Source organism: Candidatus Binataceae bacterium, from assembly GCA_036495685.1.
In the GTDB taxonomy this organism is placed as follows: Bacteria; Desulfobacterota; Binatia; order Binatales; family Binataceae; genus JAFAHS01.
Genome location: DASXMJ010000167.1, coordinates 1 through 17,272 on the forward strand (window position 1 = coordinate 1; position 17,272 = coordinate 17,272).

Annotated in this window: 16 protein-coding genes and 1 pseudogene; 4 read left to right on the forward strand and 13 right to left on the reverse strand. The window is 60.2% G+C overall.

Annotated features, from left to right (window positions below):
- Window positions 1–184 (forward strand): hypothetical protein (locus VGI36_15510; GenBank protein ID HEY2486555.1); only part of this gene is annotated, 184 nt, incomplete at its 5' end.
- A gap of 368 nt (window positions 185–552) precedes the next feature.
- Here VGI36_15510 and VGI36_15515 read toward each other — a convergent pair.
- From VGI36_15515 to VGI36_15535, 5 genes are all read right to left on the reverse strand, one after another.
- Complete coding sequence (locus VGI36_15515) at window positions 553–1,311, reverse strand: tetratricopeptide repeat protein (protein HEY2486556.1); 759 nt, start codon at window positions 1,309–1,311, stop codon at window positions 553–555.
- A 77-nt stretch (window positions 1,312–1,388) separates the two neighbouring features.
- Entirely contained in the window at window positions 1,389–1,925 is a 537-nt protein-coding gene (locus VGI36_15520) for a bifunctional nuclease family protein (GenBank protein ID HEY2486557.1), read from the reverse strand.
- Between the two features lie 134 nt (window positions 1,926–2,059).
- Window positions 2,060–3,472: a VWA domain-containing protein gene (locus VGI36_15525; protein ID HEY2486558.1), complete on the reverse strand. Its 1,413-nt coding sequence runs from the start codon at window positions 3,470–3,472 to the stop codon at window positions 2,060–2,062.
- Window positions 3,473–3,488: 16 nt separating this feature from the next.
- Window positions 3,489–4,454 carry a MoxR family ATPase gene (locus VGI36_15530; GenBank protein HEY2486559.1) on the reverse strand — a complete coding sequence of 322 codons (966 nt, stop codon included), beginning with the start codon at window positions 4,452–4,454 and terminating at the stop codon, window positions 3,489–3,491.
- 136 nt (window positions 4,455–4,590) lie between these two features.
- Entirely contained in the window at window positions 4,591–5,808 is a 1,218-nt protein-coding gene (locus VGI36_15535) for an FAD-dependent oxidoreductase (GenBank protein ID HEY2486560.1), read from the reverse strand.
- Between the two features lie 242 nt (window positions 5,809–6,050).
- On the opposite strand from VGI36_15535, the gene VGI36_15540 reads away from it, so the two are divergent.
- Window positions 6,051–6,836, forward strand: coding sequence for an NRDE family protein (locus VGI36_15540; GenBank protein ID HEY2486561.1), 786 nt, complete (start codon window positions 6,051–6,053; stop codon window positions 6,834–6,836).
- Here VGI36_15540 and VGI36_15545 read toward each other — a convergent pair.
- Window positions 6,821–7,006, reverse strand: a complete 186-nt coding sequence (locus VGI36_15545) for a hypothetical protein (protein ID HEY2486562.1) — start codon at window positions 7,004–7,006, stop codon at window positions 6,821–6,823. The two genes, VGI36_15540 and VGI36_15545, sit on opposite strands and share 16 nt — an antisense overlap.
- A 52-nt stretch (window positions 7,007–7,058) precedes the next feature.
- Between VGI36_15545 and VGI36_15550 the strand changes: the two genes are divergently transcribed.
- Both VGI36_15550 and VGI36_15555 read left to right on the forward strand, forming a co-directional pair.
- Window positions 7,059–8,114 carry a peptidylprolyl isomerase gene (locus VGI36_15550; GenBank protein ID HEY2486563.1) on the forward strand — a complete coding sequence of 352 codons (1,056 nt, stop codon included), beginning with the start codon at window positions 7,059–7,061 and terminating at the stop codon, window positions 8,112–8,114.
- An 89-nt stretch (window positions 8,115–8,203) separates the two neighbouring features.
- Window positions 8,204–9,076: a phosphotransferase gene (locus VGI36_15555; protein HEY2486564.1), complete on the forward strand. Its 873-nt coding sequence runs from the start codon at window positions 8,204–8,206 to the stop codon at window positions 9,074–9,076.
- A gap of 91 nt (window positions 9,077–9,167) precedes the next feature.
- Here the strand turns inward: VGI36_15555 and VGI36_15560 are convergent, their stop codons facing one another.
- The 7 genes and pseudogenes from VGI36_15560 to VGI36_15590 all read right to left on the reverse strand — a co-directional run bounded on the left by VGI36_15560 (window position 9,168) and on the right by VGI36_15590 (window position 17,045).
- Window positions 9,168–9,863: a 7-cyano-7-deazaguanine synthase gene (locus VGI36_15560; GenBank protein HEY2486565.1), complete on the reverse strand. Its 696-nt coding sequence runs from the start codon at window positions 9,861–9,863 to the stop codon at window positions 9,168–9,170.
- The gene (locus VGI36_15565) at window positions 9,856–11,169 is read right to left on the reverse strand and encodes an MFS transporter (GenBank protein HEY2486566.1); all 1,314 of its coding nucleotides are present in this window, start codon (window positions 11,167–11,169) and stop codon (window positions 9,856–9,858) included. The genes VGI36_15560 and VGI36_15565 overlap by 8 nt, the downstream gene beginning before the upstream one ends.
- Before the next feature lie 41 nt (window positions 11,170–11,210).
- Window positions 11,211–11,945 carry an SDR family oxidoreductase gene (locus VGI36_15570; protein HEY2486567.1) on the reverse strand — a complete coding sequence of 245 codons (735 nt, stop codon included), beginning with the start codon at window positions 11,943–11,945 and terminating at the stop codon, window positions 11,211–11,213.
- Between the two features lie 28 nt (window positions 11,946–11,973).
- The gene (gene lpxC / locus VGI36_15575; protein HEY2486568.1) at window positions 11,974–13,242 is read right to left on the reverse strand and encodes a UDP-3-O-acyl-N-acetylglucosamine deacetylase; all 1,269 of its coding nucleotides are present in this window, start codon (window positions 13,240–13,242) and stop codon (window positions 11,974–11,976) included.
- A gap of 41 nt (window positions 13,243–13,283) precedes the next feature.
- Window positions 13,284–15,512 (reverse strand): ATP-binding protein, encoded by a 2,229-nt coding sequence (locus VGI36_15580; protein HEY2486569.1) that lies wholly within the window; start codon window positions 15,510–15,512, stop codon window positions 13,284–13,286.
- Between the two features lie 2 nt (window positions 15,513–15,514).
- On the reverse strand, window positions 15,515–15,727 hold the full coding sequence (locus VGI36_15585) for a DUF2905 domain-containing protein (protein ID HEY2486570.1): 213 nt from the start codon (window positions 15,725–15,727) through the stop codon (window positions 15,515–15,517).
- 241 nt (window positions 15,728–15,968) lie between these two features.
- Window positions 15,969–17,045 (reverse strand): annotated as a pseudogene (locus VGI36_15590) (IS5 family transposase).
- Window positions 17,046–17,272 lie beyond the last annotated feature (227 nt).

A 17,272-nucleotide genomic window follows, 5' to 3' on the forward strand; every position in this document is an offset into this window, starting at 1 on the left:
GGCGCCCGCGGCCGCTCAGCGAGTCGCTCAGGATGAGGCCGACGGCAACGCTGTCCACGTATCGTCGACGCCAACCTTCTTCGTTAACGGGATACCGGTGGTGGGCCTGCCGGAGGGGAACGTCTTCGACTTCATCATCAACTCAGAACTGACCTCGGCCTCCGCGCACGCCGCTGCGCGATAGCGCCATCGCCGCGAGACGGGAATTCTCCCGTCGAGTCGGAGAGGATCCGGTCGCCCTCCGCCTGCGCTGTAATTTCTCGTTGCCCTTGCACGGGGAGCGCGATCCTAAGGTCTTGGGTTCGCCACAAAATGTCGCACGACACCGCGGAGAGCCTCGATCAGCTGGGCGGGTGAGAAAAGAGAAATCGCGCTGTTTGGTGCTGTCTAGTGCTGGCGCCAGGCGCGTGAATCACGCCTCTTCCTGTCCCCTCGGCGCCAGCCATTCCGCAGCCGAGGGTGATGAGTGGGCACGCCGCAGCTCGCTAACCGCGCTCGGCGGTGGCGACGGCAACACCGCTTGGAGGCACTCTCTGAGGAGTCGGCTTCAATTCAGTGCGAGGAAGGAGTGGCGGAGGACCCCGGAACTAACACCGGCATGCTGCCAACGGGCGGGGGCTTCGCTTCCGTCGACGGTGAAGCGCCCAGCATCGCCAAGGATTCCACCACTTCCTGGCGCTGCTGCACGAAAGGATGTGCCGCCAGGAACGCTCGGTAAACGGCGACCGCGGCGTCCCTCTGACCCTGCTTCGCCAGCATCCGGGCGAAGCCCAACTGGGCCCGCACCTGCTCCGGTCCCCCCAGCGAAGCTGCCTGCTGATAGGCTCCGGCCGCTTTCGCGTATTCGCCCATTCGCTCGTAGATTACGCCGAGATTGGTCAGCGCCAGGTTCGCGAAGGTCGCATCGTGCTCATCGGCTACGAATGCGACCAGGGCATCGCGCGAGTGCGCCAGGTCATTGTCCCCCAGGTAGGCGACTCCGAGGTAGAAACCCGCGAGCTTACCGAGCCGGCGACCGGACTCGGTTTGCGCCAGCTTGGTAAACTGCTCTTCGGCGCTTTTGTATTGCTTGGCGTTGAGCGCGCCCAGCGCGGCGTAAAAATGGTCGCCCGTGATGCGATCGCGCCGACGCTCATACATATACACGCCCAAAACGATACCGGCCGAAGCTACCACCACAACAGCAGAAATTATTAGCTGCCGCAGATTGGCGAACAGAAATTCCTGGGCGCTCTCGACGAAGGTTTGAAATTCATCGGGGCGCTTCAGGTCTTTGCGCGAGATCTTGTAGTGGCGATGGGTCGAGGGCATGGGATTACGTCGACCCTAGGTGCTTGCTAGCGTCGTGCGCAAGCGATTCTCGAATCGACTTGGCACGGCGCGCGTGGTCACATCTTGTATTTGAAGTCCTCGGGCGACATCCGCTCGAGTATCTCCGACCACTTGTCGCGTGAAACCCCCGCCAAGTTCTGCTCGGACGATCCGCCGCCCTCGGCCTGGCTCTCCTGCGGCTCGCTGGAATCGAGCAACACCTGTTTGGCCACGTAGATCGGAGACTTCGTCCGCAGCGCCACCGCGATCGCATCGGAGGGCCGCGAGTCGATTTCCACGGTCTTGCCCTCGCGCGTCTTGAGCTGGATGCGGGCGTAGTAGGTGCTCTCGCGCAGTTCCGTGATTTCCGCGGATTCTACGGTCGCACCAAACTCGGCCAGCAAGTTGCGCAGCAAGTCGTGCGTCATCGGGCGCGGCGGTCGAATGCCTTCGAGCTCGGTCGCCATCGCGGTGGCCTCCAGGGGCCCCACCCAAATCGAGAGGTTAAGCTTATTGTCCGGGTCCTTAAGGACGACGATGGGCATCTTGGTCGACGGATCCAGAGTAATGCCGCCAACCATCATCAGAATGAAATCTTCTTTGTGACCAGCCATGGGTTGGATTGCTATTCGCGTGGTGACGACCGCGGCGGGCGCGACAGCGTTCGATCCATCTCTCGCAAATATCTTGGACCAAACACGGTCAGTGGTCAACCGAAGGAACCGTCGCCAAGCTCCAAGCCATGCGCTTAACGCACGACCAAGTGATCGACTACGCGGTAAAGCTGGTTGAGATTGCGGCACTCTTCGACCATGTCGCAGTGAACGGCATAGCGTTCCATCTCGCTGTCGCCGAAGCCCCAGGTATTGCGGCTCTCCGGATTCAGCCAGATGATTCGCTTCGCACGCTGGCGAATTTCGCGCAGGCACCAGTCGTGCGGCAGATTATAGTTGTTGCGCGCGTCGCCCAGCACAATCACGGTCGTCCGCTTGTTGATCGCTCCGATATGGTCGGCCACGAAACTACGGAATGCAAAACCGAAATTCGAATGGGCGTACACGTTGATGATATCGCCCTTCAACGCCACGTCCAGCGCATCCTTAATGTCGTTGGTGCGAAAATGCTCCGTTACTTCGCCGATGTCGGACACGAAGATGAAACTGCGCACCCGCGAGTACAGGTCCTGCAACGAATAGACGAACTGCAGCATGAACCGCGACGCGTTGCGCACGGAATCGGAGACATCACACAGGATCACCACCTGCGGCTTCTCCTTCTTGCGCCGCTCGAAGCGTAGTTTGAAGGGAACCCCTCCGCAATCGAGGTTGTTGCGCAGGGTGCGCTTGATATCGAACCGCCCCTTCTTGGCTCGTTTGCGGCGAATCGCGATGACGTTTTTAAGGCGCTGCGCGAGCTTTTGCACCGCCTCCTGCATTTTTTTGAGCTCGTCTTCGCTGAGATAGTAGAAACTTTTCTCCGCGATCTGGTTCATCCGTTGATCTTCGCGCTGACGGATGTCCCGTTTCTCGCGCTCCATGCGCACATAGCGCCGGATGATGTCTTCGAGCGCCTTGAGCCGACGCTCCAGGTACTCTTCCATCCGCGCCTTCATCGCCTGCCCGAGATCCATCTTCTCGAGCTGTTCGCGCAATTCCTTGATCTCAGCTTCGATCTTGTCGAGACCGAGCTCCCGCGCCAGGGCGCGGGCAAAATAGTTTTCCTCGATGGTCCGCTCGATGCCCTTGAGCTTGGCAGCCCGGGCCGCTTCGCGCAGGCGCTTCTCGAGCGCACCCGAGTTGTTCTGCAGCAGCTGCTTGGCCAGTTCGGAGAGCTTTTTGCCCTCTTTTTGCAGCATCTTCTCGACGTCTTCCAGGAACTTCTGGAATTCCTGATCCGACATCGAGAGCGCATCCTGGACGGCCTTGCTGGCCTGTTTGATGATCTCGCCAAGTCCGGAGAAATAAACGTCGAATAGCTCTTCGAAGACCGGCAGCTCACTGGCCCGCTTGACCATCGTGGATCGCAGTGCCGCGCGAAACACGTCGCGCTCGCCGAGCCCGGTCACTTCGGAAGCCGAGAACGCATCGAGGGTCTCCGCGAGCGAAACCCGGACACCATTCTCGCGCAGCAGGTTCGCAAATTCGACCAGCTTTTCTTCCATCGGCCGCCCTGCCCTCCTAGTTTAGCAGATCCTTGTCGCTGCTTCCGGTCGCATCCGCTCCCCGCCGCGCGCGCACGCGGCGCACGTAATCCTTGAGTTCTTCCTGCGCTTTGCGCACATCCCCTTCGTACTTGACGATGGTGTCGAGCGTCTCGTTGACCAATTCCTCGTCCAGCTTCTGCACGTTGAGCAGGGTGAGCGCCTTGACCCAGTCCAATGTCTCGCTGATGCCGGGGGTCTTCTTGAGGTCCAGCTTGCGCAGCGATTGCACGACCGCGACCACTTCCTCGGCGAGCTTGTCGGCCGCCTCGGGAACCTTGAGCCTGACGATAGCGAGTTCCTGCTTGCGGTCGGGAAAGTCGATGTACAGGTGCAAACAACGACGTTTGAGCGCGTCAGACATCTCGCGCGCGTTATTCGAGGTGAGAATCACCAGCGGGATGTGCTTGGCGGTCAAGGTGCCCAGTTCCGGTACGGAAATCTGGAAATCCGAGAGCAGCTCGAGCAGAAACGCCTCGAACTCGGCATCCGCCTTGTCGATTTCGTCGACCAGTAACACACTCTGCTTCTCCGAGGTGATCGCCTTCAGAAGCGGACGCGGCAGTACAAAGCGCTCCGAAAAGAACACTTCGTCTTCCCGTGCGATTCGATCGACCGCCTCGGTCAGACCCTTGGCGCCGGTGAGAACCTCACTGATTTTGTCCTTCAGGATCTGCGTGTACAGCAGCTGCTTGGCGTACTCCCACTCGTAGAGCGCCTTGCCTTCGTCGAGTCCCTCGTAGCACTGCAGACGAATCAGCTCGTGACCCAGCGAGGCGGCGAGCACCTTGGCGAGGTCAGTCTTGCCGACGCCGGCTGGCCCTTCCACCAGGATGGGCTTCTTCAGCGAGCTCGCCAGGTAAATTACGGTAGCGATTCGCCGGCTCGCTATATAGTTGTTTTTGGCGAATCGTTCGATGACTTCGTCGATCGATGAGAACATCCAGCCTCCTCAAACGGATGCGGCAACGCTCACGCTTCCGCGCAGATGGCAATTGCATACCATGCTCCGTCATACCGAGGAAACCCAGTTGTCGTTGACCTCTGGAGCGTTCCTTGGAGCAACTTACCCCTAAGTTTCAGATATGCAGCGCCTCGAAGGCCGGTTCCCCGCACTCGAACCGCGCGCGCGAGAGCGCTGACGCGTCCAGCTGCTCGTACCTGCCGCTGGCGATTAGATCGGCCAGCGCTTGCCCCGCCCCATACGACTGCATCACACCCCTTCCGCTGAATGAATGCGCCTCGTAAACCCGATTTGCGGCGCGGCCTACTATCGCGCTGCGGTCGGGACTCACTTCGTAGAGCCCCGCCCACCCGGTGACGTGCCGAAGTCGTTCCATGCAGCTCATCCGCGCAAACAGCCGGGGCCATATTTCGTTTTGAAAAAATGGTTCGCCGTCATACCTGAAATGGTAACCGGGCGGCTCTTCGGGCGGAGAATAGCCGGCCAGAATGTGCGCTCCCTCGTTGTGGAAATAGACCCCCGAGGTGTCGACGATCATCCCGTAGTCATCGAGATTGGTGGCCCGGTTGTCTACTACGCAAACCTGCCGCCGTACGGCTTCGCTGTAGTTCTTGAGCCCCAGCAGTTTCAGCGGGTAGGGAGACCAGGCCCCGCCGGCGATGACCAACGCGTCGGCGCGCAGCTCGAACAAATGTCCGGTCTCCGCCTCGCCGGGCCCGTCCTGCGTCATCAGCCGCATCAGACCGGCGTCCGACATAGTCTCATCGGATTGCCAGCAATTCACCGATACCGCGTCAGCACCCGACTCGATTCCAATTACCCACACGCGATCGAGAAACTGCGCGCCGCGTCGCAGCGCAACGCCCCGATAGTGCTCTTTAAGCAGGTTCGGATTGATGAGTCCGTCACGCGGCGAGAACGTCGCGCCTGCGATCCCGTCGAGTTTGTCGATTTCCGGAAAGCGCCGGCTTACTTCGGATGCGGACAAGGTTTCAATCGGATGTCCAAGGCTGCGCTGAAGTTCGATGTGGGCTAACGCTTCCGCCCAGGTCCCATCGTCGTAGAGCCACAGGTAGCCCTTCTGCCGAAAACCGACCTGCGCCGCGATTTTCTCATAGAACTGAATGGAAGCACGGCACAGAACGATGTTAACCGGCTGCCACCAAGTTGCCCGAACTCCGCCGGCATTTTTCTCGCTTGAACTGAGACGCCCGCTCAAATCCAGGTCAACCGCGATGGTTTTAAGGTCGCGCTCGGCCAGCGCCATCGCGACTGAGCTGCCCACAATTCCGGCGCCGACCACACACACGTCAAAGCGACCACCCAGGTTCACAAAAAATACTCTAGCATCGGTTTGCGGCTACGCCCTCACCGGCGTGCGCACCCTTGGCAGGTTTGTTCAAGTTGTGAAAAATTAACTGGAGAAAAGGGCGTCCGAAAGAACCGAGGTACGCCGCCACCGCGGGCACCTGGCGACCCCCGGCGGATTCGGGGTGGCCAACCAGTTTCCTCTCCCCCAACCTGGAGACCAGGCCTTGTATCACCGACGCACTCCCTTCTAAGTTTGGAACTCCGATGTGCACCCTCGCCATCTACTTTAAGGTCGCACCCGAATGGCCGGTGATTATCGCGGCCAATCGCGATGAGTTCCTCGATCGTCCCGCCACCGATCCCGCTGTGCTCAGCGATGACCCCCAAATTGTTGGGGGCAAGGACTTGCGCGCAGGGGGAACCTGGCTCGGTCTCAACGAATATGGCCTAGTGGCGGGTCTGCTGAATCGACGTCCCGCAGAAGAGTCTAATCCAAGCGCTCGTTCCCGCGGTATGCTCTGTCTCGATGCTTTGGGGCGGTCCACTGCCGCCGATGCGGCGCGATTTGCGGGTGCCGAACGTGGTTGCGACTACAACCCCTTCAACCTGCTAATGGCCTCGCGCGAGGAGGCTTACGTCGCCTATAACCGCGGCAGCCATATCCAGGTCGTGTCGCTCACGCCCGGGCTTCACCTCCTCACCAATCTCGACGTCAATGATTTCGAGTGTCCGAAAATCAGCCGCGCATACGGCCGTTTCGCCGAGCTGGCCGAGCGGCCCGAGTTCCGAGGCGACCCGGTTGGCGCGCAGTCGGCGCTGGGAACGTTATTGGCGGATCACAGTACGCAGCTCGATTCGCGCACCGGACGGCCCAATTCGTTATGCCTGCATCTCGATGCTTACGGAACGCGTTCCTCCAGCTTGATCTTCCTGGGCAAGCGGGGTGAGGTTTGCCACCGATTTGCCGCAGGTGCTCCCTGTGCGACACCCTACAAGGCCGCAATGGTCCCCCGAGTCTCCCGCTCAAGCTCGTTTCAAGGCGAGAAGTAGCCGACCGCACCCGCGATGAGAAAGCAGATGATCGCGATGGCTGCACAGGCGAGGAAAATCGACGCGAGAAAAGGCGGCTCGATGACGAAGAAGAGAATCGAACCCGAGATGATCGCCAACACGCTTGCAACTATGGCGACCACAATACTTACTGTCCGGAGCTGGGCCATCTCACATAGGGTTTGAGCTTGAACCAACTACACGCCTGGTGTTGAACGTGCAATGAACGCTTCTCTGAGCATCCTTCGGGCGATTCGACCCACACTGATCGCGCTGGCCGGAGCAGTTTGCTTTACCGTGACCGCCGCTGCCCAGCTTTCGACCAACCTGGGCACCGCCAACCTCGACTGGCAGCAACGCTTTTTGGGAATTCTGCCACTGGTCAAACCCGATCCCAAGGATCCGGTCGTGGTGACGGTAAACGGCCAGCCCATCACCGCCGGTCAGATCAATGACTACGCCAAGACCGAGGCGCGCATGATCAACGCGACTTCGACCGAGGAATCCAAGGCGGTCTTCAAGGATGCTACCGAGAACCTGATCGGTCGCCAATTACTGATCGATGAAGCAAGACGGCGGAACATCACTATCCCGGAGCCGCAGGTAGCCGCCCGGGCGAGCGAATTCAAACTGACCGGAGCCTCGGGCGAAGAGGCCGCCCCGAACGGTGGAACTGCCGACAAACAACTACTCGAGGCCGTTCGTGGCTCCATGATGATCGAAAAGATGCTCGACGACGAGTTCCGAGCAGCCAAGGTGCGGCCTACCGACGAGCAGATCAAAAAATACTACGACGAGCATCGCGACCTGTTCATCAAGGACCCCGGCGAGGTGCGCATTTCCCACGTCGCCGTTAAACTGCCGGATAATCCAACCGACGCACAAAAAGCCGCCGCGCGCGACAGGATCATGAAGTTATACAAAGAAGCCGAGCACACCAAGGACTTCGCCGCGTTCGCCAAGGCCAACTCCGAAGATTCGCGCTCGGCGCCAAAAGGTGGTGACCTGGGCTATTTCCACCCCGGTCAATTGCCGCCGGTGGTTGACAAACTGGTCTTCTCGACTCCGGTCGGACATCTGACCCAGATCATCGAATCCAACATCGGCTATAGCTTCATTAAGGTGACCGAGCGACGCGGCGAGACATACTCGACGCAGAACGAGGTAAAGCCGAAGATCGCTATGGCCCTGCTGGACTACAATGAAGACGCAGTCGTGAAGTCGCTCCTCAAACAGCTCTCTAAGCACGCAAAGATCGAGTTCAGCAAGACCGTCTGAGCTACTAAAGCCGAACTTCGCCGCTCGCACGAGAATTTCGAAATGGTGGGAGCTGGCGATTACTGCTTCCCATTCCGGGTTCGCTGCCAATGATAGACCCTGCCGGGATCGTAGCCCTGATAAACGATCGTCACGGAACCCATTTTCGCCTTGGGCGTCCCATGCGGGGAGGTGAGAGCGGTTGCACCCATCCAATTCTGGATGACCAGGGCATCGAATTTATCTTGAAATGGGGTGAGGGCTCCGAGTTTCGGGTGCGACAGACCCTCGAGACAACGCGCCGCCTCAGGGCGCTCGGCTATCCAGCGCCCGAGATCATTGTCGCAAGCAGGGGAAACGGTTTGCGCTACTTCGTGCAGCGAATGCTACCCGGCAAGCCGGGCGCCTCGCTCACGCCCGCCCTGCTCGAACGCGTTGTCGAATTGAATCGTCTGCAGGAGGAGGCTGCTTCGGAATTCGTGGAAGGATGGCCGGCGCGAATTGTAGAAAGTGTTGAGAAGGGATTCAAAGAGTGGTGTGTTCACGACTCGCTTGCGACCCACTCGCGCCAGACCGCAGCCTTGTTGGCGGAAGTGAGACGGACGGTCTCAATGGTAGGGGCTGTGCAGTTTCGCACTAGCGATGCGGTCCATTTTGATTTCAGCACCGCGAATATTCTGGTCGAACACGGTGAGGTTTCAGGCGTTATCGATTGGAATGGTTGCTGCGCGGGCGATCGTGCCTTTGATCTGACGACCCTGGCCTTCTACGCACTCGAAGATTCCGACGTAGCAAACTGGCTGCTCGACCGCGCTCGCGAGGTAGCGGGTCCTCGGGCCGTCGGGCTTTATCTGTCGCACATGATCGTGCGGCAGCTCGACTGGTCGATTCGCAATCACGACCAGCCGACCGTCACCCGGTACCTGAACATCTCGCTCCGCGCCCTGCGGGTTATTCGGGAATTGCGTGATCGTCCCCGCTGAAGCTGCGTTGTGCGGGCTATTTCCTTTGCGAGTTGCGGGTAAAGGCAATTCCAGCGAGGACAGTGAAGGGTGCTTTGGCAAGAATCCGGCCCTAGCGCGCGGCCCGATACCATGTAGGATCGGCAACCCCGGCCGCCGTGAACGCCGCGATTCGCTCCGCACATTTGGTGCATGCGCCGCAATGAACCAGGCCGCGCGGCTTCGCGCAGGACAGCGTGAAGCCCAGCGCAAGGTCCCTGCCCCGGCGGATTACTTGCGCCTTGCTCAGCCCAACAAACGGCACTCGAATCTTGACCGGCAGCCCCATCCCCAGTGCAATCGCGCGTTCCACCGCGCCAAAGAATTGCGGTCGCGCATCCGGAAAAGGATTCGCGTTCAGCGGCGCCATCGCGATCTCGCCGATCCGGTGGTATGCGCAAAAGACGGCTGCCTTGACCAACAAGCTCAGGTTCCTGCCCACGATGTAGTTCGACGAGGTCGCGGCGCGGTAGCCGGGAACGCCGCGACCGGTAACGCTCCAGTGGTTTGGCGCGATGTCGGTCATCGGCAGGTCAAGAATTTTCAGTGCGGCGATTCGAAGTCCGCACAAAGTTTTCACAAACTTGCGCAAAGCGAACAATTCCTCAGGTTCCCAGCGAAGGCCTGCGCGGACGTAGACAGGAAAGACATGTCGCTTGCGGCGCGCCAGGTGTGCAAGCAGCACCGAGCTGTCGAGCCCTCCGCTTGCGAGCACCGCGATCCGAGAAGGCACCGGATTAACCCGGAAGGAGCGGCTGGACTCACCCATCGGAATACGCTGAATCGAAGTCGAGAGCCTCGCCCTCGCGCGTGGAGGCAATGGTCTCGGGAACCCACCACAGTAGCGGCACGATCAACGCGGTCGCCAGGGTCGTGATGATGACCGCCGGGGTGAATCCAGCTCTCGCGTAGATCCAACTTCCGAGCAGATTGCCGGAATTGGTCGCCGCCGAATAGGTGGTCGTCAGGGCCAACATCATGCCGGTACCCTCGAGCCCTTTCGGGCAGGAGCGGATGATGAGGTCCACGTAGGCCGCGGTGGGCAGTCCCCCGAATAGTCCGTAAAGTACCGCGATAGCGAGGGCGCTGGCCGGGCTCCGCGCGAAGAACATGATGGGACCTTGAAGAATCGCGACCAGCGTTCCCCACCAGAGCAGCGAGGAGAGGGTAAACCTCCTGCACAGCGGTGCGTACAACATTGCACTTGGGATGAAGAACAGCCACTGGAGTGCTGTGAACGTGCCAAACACCTGACTCGACACTTTCACCGTCTCGGTCAGGTGATAAAACATCGGAGTTCCCCATCCGGGCCCGAAATTCCACAGCAGGAAAATTCCGGCCGCTGGCCAGATCGGGCGATAGCCCGCAAGTCGCGCGATCGCATCCAGACTAGTTTCGGAGCGGACTTTTGACTGCTCGAAAGCCACTACTGCGTCCAGCCGCCAAAACGATTGCACCGCGATCACGGCGGTCACTACCGCCGCGATGAGAAAGGTTACGTGCGCGGGAACATGAGCCACCAGCCATCCTCCCAGTAATGCCGAGATGACCGCAGGCACGTAGGTTGCCACACCTGACACCACGCTCAAACGACCAGTCATAAGATGACCTTGCGCCACACCGGTCATTAGCGCCTGCGACCCGCTAAGGATGATCAAGTATGCGATCCCCGCGATTAGGGTAGCGTAGAGAAGCCTCGAGTAAGTGATCGACGCGATCCCTAGATACAGATAGGCCGCGAGCGCAACGGTTGCACCGACGAGGAGATAAAAGCGATCACCCATCAACCGGGGACGATATCGATCGCGCACAAAGCCGGGCAGAAAGCCGAAGTATGCTGGAATGCCGGCAATCACGACGAACACGGCCAGCTCCACCGGCGAGAGGCGAAGGTTGTCCTTCAGATAGTAGCTGATCGGAATCGCGGCGATGCCAATCGGTGTGCCGAGCCCTACCGCCAGAAAGAGAATCAGGAAATATCCGAGAATCGCGCTCCGCGTACCCGCGGAGTCCGGCGCATATCCCCCCGAGTCCGCATCGGTCTCACCTCCGAGCATCTGCGGTTCGGGTGGCATAGGACGTGGGCGTTTCTATCCGGGTCCAGGCTGCGTGGCAATCAAGCTATCAGGCGGCCACCGTCGACAAGAAGAGTCGCGCCGGTAGCGAAATCAGTTCCTTCACAGAAGAAGAGCACCGCGCGCGCTACGTCCTCGGGCGAACCCATCTTCTTGGTCAGGGTACCGGCGACCATTTTGGCGATATCATCAGTACCGTACTCTTCGGGGGCGAGCACCGGACCGAGTGCAACGCAATTCACCTGCACCTCTGGCGCTAAGGCCTTTGCCAGCGCGCGGGTCAGGCCAATCAGGCCAGTCTTGGAGACCGTATAAGGCAGATAGTTGTTGTACGGGCGAATGCCGGCCCAATCGCCGATGTTCACGATCTTGCCCGCTCCTCGCTTGCGCATCTGCAGGCCGGCGAATTTGGCCAGGAAGAAAGGCCCCTTGAGGTTGGTGTTGAGGGTTACATCCCAATCTCGCTCGGTCACTTCCGCAAGCGGCTTGCGACTGAAGACCGAAGCCGAGTTCACCAACACATCGATACGTCCGAGCGTCGCTATAACTTCGGAAACCATCGCCTCGATATCGGAAACCTTTTCTAGGTTGGCGTGAAACGAACGTGCGCTCCCGCCCCGAGATACTATCTCGTCCACTACTTCCTGCGCTTCGCGTTGGGAGCTTCGATAGTGAATTGCGTTGATCGCACCACGGGCAGCAAACGAGCCTGCTATCGCGCGCCCGACGCGTCTGCCAGCTCCGGTCACCAGCACGACCTTGTTGCGGAGATCCATGGCCGTCCGAACTTTCGCGGTCGAACTGCTATGCCGCGAGGGAGCTTTGAATCGCCTTCGCCAGCGCCAAGTTGTCACTGTGGCCGGTTCTCGAGGCGATCACGTGCCCCAGCACTGGCCGGCAGAGCAAATACAGATCTCCGATCAAATCGAGAACCTTGTGGCGCGCGAACTCGTCTGGGAACCGCAAGGTCGTGTTCACGACCTTTTGATCATCGACCAAAATGGCATTGTCGATGCGTCCACCGCTGGCGAGGCCCATCTCGGTCATCTTGCGGAATTCTTCCACGAACCCGAAGGTGCGCGCCGGCGCGATCTCCTCCATATAGCTTTCGGGCGAGGTCAACTCGAAGTGTACGTGTTGGCGCCCGATGGGATGGGGATACTCCAGCGAATAGTCGATGATCAGGTGGTCGGCAGGTTCAATCCTTATGAATTCGCGGTCACCGGGCTTACCGACAATTGTTTTCCTGATGCGAACGGGCTCGACTGGCGAGCCCTGATCGTTGGTGCCCGCTTCGTGGATCTGTTTGCACAGTTCCAGCGCGGAGCCGTCGAGCGCCGGAATCTCGTCCTCGGTTTTGACCAGCAGGTTGGTGATACCGAACGCGTGCAGTGCGGACATGAGATGCTCGACGGTACGAATCGAGCGCCCGCCCGAAGTCAGCGTGGTGTTGTAGGCGGTATCGGTTACATTCTCCAGCCGCACCGCGACCGGAGTGTCGTCGGCCAGTGACGAAAACACAATGCCGAAACCCGCCGGCGCGGGGTGCAAAATGACCCCGGTCTTGAGACCGGTGTGCAGGCCCTGCCCTCCCAGGACGATCGATCGGGCTATGGTGCGTTGGGCAAATGCGCCGCGCGAGACTTTCTTGCCGACGGCAAGTTCGCGCGATTCGCTCGAGATCGGTGGGACGACCGCCCGACCCGCGCTGCGACCATCCAGCGCCCGGGCGATTGAAACGAGCAGCCCGCTCACCGAAAAAGGTTTCTGGATGAAATCGGCCGCACCCAGTCTGGTGGCGGCCACGGCGCTCTGGATATTGGCGTGCCCAGAAATCATGATTACCGGAACGGCCGGCCGCTCGGATTTGATTCTGCGCAAAAGCTCGATGCCGTCGACGTCCGGCATCCATACATCAAGCAGCACCAGTGCCGGTGCCTCACGCTGGATCAGATCCATCACGCCCGGTGCATCGGCAGTGTCCACCACCCGGAATCCCTCGTCGCTCAAAATGCCACGCAGCGACGACCGGATGCGCTCCTCATCGTCCACCACAAGTACGGTCTCGTTCACAATGCCTCTCTCTTTCGTGGTTCTCGCGGCGAGAATCTGCTTCAGCCGGCGGCCTTCGCGAATGGCAGGTCTCTTATCGGAAACTCCAGTATGAATCTACTTCCGCGCGGTTTGTTGTCGGTAACGCGCACGAATCCATGATGGTCGGTTACGATCGCCGACACGATCGCTAATCCTAATCCGGTTCCGCCCTTCTTGCTCGAAAAATATGGCTCAAAAATGCGGGTGCGCAGCCGCGGATCGATGCCGGGGCCGTTGTCGCATACCTCCAGCGTCGCCAGTCCCTTGTCGGCGCGCTTGGCGGTGCGCACCTCGACCTGCGGTTTATCACCGTTGTGATTGTAAGTAGTCGTCGCACTGACCGCGTTGTCAAGCAAGTTCACCAGCGCCCGTTTCATCGCTTCCCGATCGATCATCAGCTGGGGCAAATCGGGCGCGAGGCTCAGGCCGAACTCCACCCCCGGATGAGCGGCACGAAAACCGGCCACCGCATCGTTGGCCAGCTGGTTCAAGTCGCCCGGCGCCGGCGTGAGGTGCGGCATGCGCGCGAACGCCGAAAATTCGTTAACCAGGCGCTTGAGCGCCTCGACCTCGCCGATAATGGTGCGGGTGCATTCCTCGACCAGCGGAGAGCTGCTCTCGGTTTTGTCCACCAGCTGCCGGCGCATGCGCTCCGCCGACAATTGAATCGGCGTCAGTGGATTCTTGATTTCGTGCGCTATGCGTCGCGCGACTTCGCGCCATGCTTCCATCCGCTCGACCTTGGCGATCTGGCTGACGTCCTCGAAAAACAGCACCGAGCCCAGCGGCTCCCCGAATTCGTCACTAAGCGGGCTGGTGGTCATCATCAGCTCGGCCTCACCTCCGCCCACTTCGCTCCTGATGGTGGAGCGCGCCTCGGCGGGACGGGTGGCGGCGGCCAGGGTATCGTCGAGGGTATGTACGAGCGGCACCTGAAAGACGTTTCGATAGTGACGGCCGATTACATTGGCCGCCTCGAGACCCAGCAGCCGCTCGGCGCACGGATTGATTGTGGTCACGATGCCGTCCGGATCGAGTCCGACCACGCCGGCCGAGACATTTCCAAGCAGGGTTTCCGTGTAGCGCCGCCGATGCTCGAGTTCCGCGGCGGAGGCCCGCAGGTCGGCGGTCATCTGGTTGAACGATCCGATCAGCCGCCCGATCTCGTCGTCGCCGTGTTGGGGAATTGAATAGTTCAGATTTCCACCGGCGATCGCTTGCGTACCTTGCAACAGACGCCTGATCGGAACCGTGATGCCACGGGCGAGATACAATCCGAACCAGCTCGCGAGGAGCACCACCACCAGCCCGATCAGAACCAGCGCGATGATGTAGCTGTTCAGGATGGGCTGATGCAGAATGCGCAACTGCGAATAGTCTTCGGCGGATTTGGAAATCCCCGCAGCACGAGTGACGAGACTACGGGGCAGATAGTAGTCGACCACAACCGCTCCGATCACGTTGTCCGTCTCCGCCGAAACGTAAATGGGCGCGCTGCCGCGGATGACATCGGAGTTACCGAGACGGTCGGTCCGTGTCATCACTTGTCCTTTAAGGGTGTCGCGCAACATCGGTGCATCCGGCGCAACGCCGATCCCGGTTGGCGTGCGTGGGCTGAGCGCGATCAGCAGCAGTTTGCGATCCGCGGAGAACACCTCGATCGTGCCTAGGTTGTATTCCTGCTGACGCTTCTCCAAGAAATCCTTGAGGTTGGTGCGTTGTTCCGGAGCCAGCAGATGGCGCGAGGAGATCTGTTCGGCTAGCACGCGCGCGAAGTGCGATGCGTTGTTGGCAGAGTTGAGGTAGTAGGTCTTCGCGATTTCGAGCGAATCGTCGAGCACCTGCTGGTACTCAGGTTTAAACCAGCCCGCGATGTCTGCATGGAGAAACACGCCCGAAACGTAGAGCAGAAAGGCGCTTGGCACCAGCGCGACCGCAATGAACCCTGCCACCAGGCGCACCTGGAAGCGCGAACCGATCAGGCCGCGGCGGCGCTCGAAAATCACTTTGACCAGATTACGGCCGACCAGGAACAGCAGCAGGCCAAGCAGCAGAAAGCTGAGATTGAATAGCGAAATGACCGCGAGATTCGAAACCAGCGAGGTGTGCTGCGACAGCGGCGGCAGCTGCGTCTGCGCCAGCACAAATGCCACCAGGATGGCGGCCGCTACCCCCACTGCGGTCAACTCACGCCGGCGCCGCTTGATCTCGGCGCGTCGGTACGCAAGGTCGGCCATTTGCGTGCGCATCGTCAGCGCCTCATCAACGCCAGGATGGCCGACACGAGCAGGCTCAGAATGATGCAGGTAGCCAAGGGAAAATAGAAGCTCGTATTACCCCGTCGAATATAGATATCGCCTGGAAGCCTGCCGAGATACGGTACTCGTCCCAGGGCCCACAACAACGCGCCCGCTGCGATGAGCAGAAAACCCACAAGAACAAGTCCTTTCCCAAGCGGCGCCATCGGAAAAACCGCCGTTCCAATTGTATAAGACCGCGCCCTTCCGCAATACGTCTGACACCGCAGGCTGGGCCCGGCTCAACGCCATCGAGACTAGGAGGAGTTCCGCTGAGTTTGCGCCATCCTGGGATCTAGCAGGGAAAAATGCTGAGCGATCGTGGAAGTTGTTTTTCCACGAGTTGCGCGCGGCAGGTCTAAAGAAGTCGTGAACGTCAGAAGCATCGGCGACTCGCTGGATCCAGGCTTAGGTGGCGAGGGCGACAAGATTCCTGATGCGCACCAGATTGTAGGCCGCCGCGGCCAGGGTGAAGATCCAGCCGACGCGCAACACCCCTCGATGGCGGGTCTTGCGCAGCACGGCTACCGTCTTGAGCCAGCCGAACACCTCTTCCACCCGCTTGCGTCGCCGTTGGCTTACCAGGTAGCCGGGGTGACGGCTGGTGCGCCGGTCGATCGCGCTGGCCAGCTTCTGCGCCACGTGCGGCGTGACCCGATGGTCGCGCAGTTCATGCACGAACTCCTTGGCGTCGTAACCCTTGTCCGCTCCCAGGGTGACGCGCTTAAAGCGTGGGAGCTACTCGACCATCGCCACTGCGGCACGCCGCTCGGCATAGCCGTCGGCCTCGGTGAGCCGCGTGTTGACCACCAGACCGTTGCGATTCTCCACCAGCAGATGGCCCAGATAGCAGAGCTTCGCCTCCTGTCCCACGGCCTTCTTATACAGTCGCGCTTGCGGGTCGGTGGTCGATTGATGAGTCGCGTTGGCACGCCGCTCGCCATGGAAGTCGACGTTGGGGTTGCCGCGATCGTCTGGGGGAGGAGTCCGCTGGCGGTGTTTGCGCTGAAAGCTCTTCTGCCCGGCCCACGCTTCGATCAGTGTGCCGTCGACCGTGAAGTGCTCGGCCGAGAGCAGCTGTTGGGCACGCGCCTGGTTTACCACTTGGTGAAAAAATCCCTGCGCGACTGCGCCGGCCAGCAGCCGCTCCCGGTTCTTGGTGAACACCGTGACGTCCCAGACCGGGTCATCCATGCTCAGCCCGACAAACCAGCGAAACAGCAGATTGTAGTCGAGTTGCTCCATCAGCTGCCGTTCGCTGCGCACCGTGTACAGCAGCTGCAACAGCAGCGCGCGCAACAGCTTTTCCGGTGCAATCGAGGGCCGTCCGCCCGCCGCGTACAGGGCATCCAACTGCGGGCGCAACTCCACCAGCGCGGCATCAACCATAACTCGAATCGCCCGCAACGGATGATCCCGCGCTACTCGCTGCTCGGCCGATATGTAGCTGAACATCGAAGACTGCTGACGGTCCGTTCCCCGCATCCCCGCTTACTCCTCCACCAACAACGGTCGCCTGCCAACCTACACCACTATCGAGTTGGAAACGATCCTTTTTCCGCATCCTTGTATGTTGCTGATCTGATAGAAGAATCAAAGTTGGTGAGGCGGCAGACCGGTGCAGCCTTGGGAGAAGAATCCCGTCTAGCAGCGGAGGTCGTCGCTTCACCGACAGCGCTTAGCCCGAACGGTTGTCGGGGAAGAAAATCCCG

Excerpts from the sequence above, each read along its gene's own strand:
- VGI36_15515 (HEY2486556.1), bottom strand. The coding sequence starts at position 1,311 with ATGCCCTCGACCCATCGCCACTACAAGATCTCGCGCAAAGACCTGAAG.
- VGI36_15520 (HEY2486557.1), bottom strand. The coding sequence starts at position 1,925 with ATGGCTGGTCACAAAGAAGATTTCATTCTGATGATGGTTGGCGGCATT.
- VGI36_15525 (HEY2486558.1), bottom strand. The coding sequence starts at position 3,472 with ATGGAAGAAAAGCTGGTCGAATTTGCGAACCTGCTGCGCGAGAATGGT.
- VGI36_15530 (HEY2486559.1), bottom strand. The coding sequence starts at position 4,454 with ATGTTCTCATCGATCGACGAAGTCATCGAACGATTCGCCAAAAACAAC.
- VGI36_15540 (HEY2486561.1), top strand. The coding sequence starts at position 6,051 with ATGTGCACCCTCGCCATCTACTTTAAGGTCGCACCCGAATGGCCGGTG.
- VGI36_15545 (HEY2486562.1), bottom strand. The coding sequence starts at position 7,006 with ATGGCCCAGCTCCGGACAGTAAGTATTGTGGTCGCCATAGTTGCAAGC.
- VGI36_15550 (HEY2486563.1), top strand. The coding sequence starts at position 7,059 with ATGAACGCTTCTCTGAGCATCCTTCGGGCGATTCGACCCACACTGATC.
- VGI36_15555 (HEY2486564.1), top strand. The coding sequence starts at position 8,204 with ATGATAGACCCTGCCGGGATCGTAGCCCTGATAAACGATCGTCACGGA.
- VGI36_15560 (HEY2486565.1), bottom strand. The coding sequence starts at position 9,863 with ATGGGTGAGTCCAGCCGCTCCTTCCGGGTTAATCCGGTGCCTTCTCGG.
- VGI36_15565 (HEY2486566.1), bottom strand. The coding sequence starts at position 11,169 with ATGCCACCCGAACCGCAGATGCTCGGAGGTGAGACCGATGCGGACTCG.
- VGI36_15570 (HEY2486567.1), bottom strand. The coding sequence starts at position 11,945 with ATGGATCTCCGCAACAAGGTCGTGCTGGTGACCGGAGCTGGCAGACGC.
- VGI36_15580 (HEY2486569.1), bottom strand. The coding sequence starts at position 15,512 with ATGCGCACGCAAATGGCCGACCTTGCGTACCGACGCGCCGAGATCAAG.
- VGI36_15585 (HEY2486570.1), bottom strand. The coding sequence starts at position 15,727 with ATGGCGCCGCTTGGGAAAGGACTTGTTCTTGTGGGTTTTCTGCTCATC.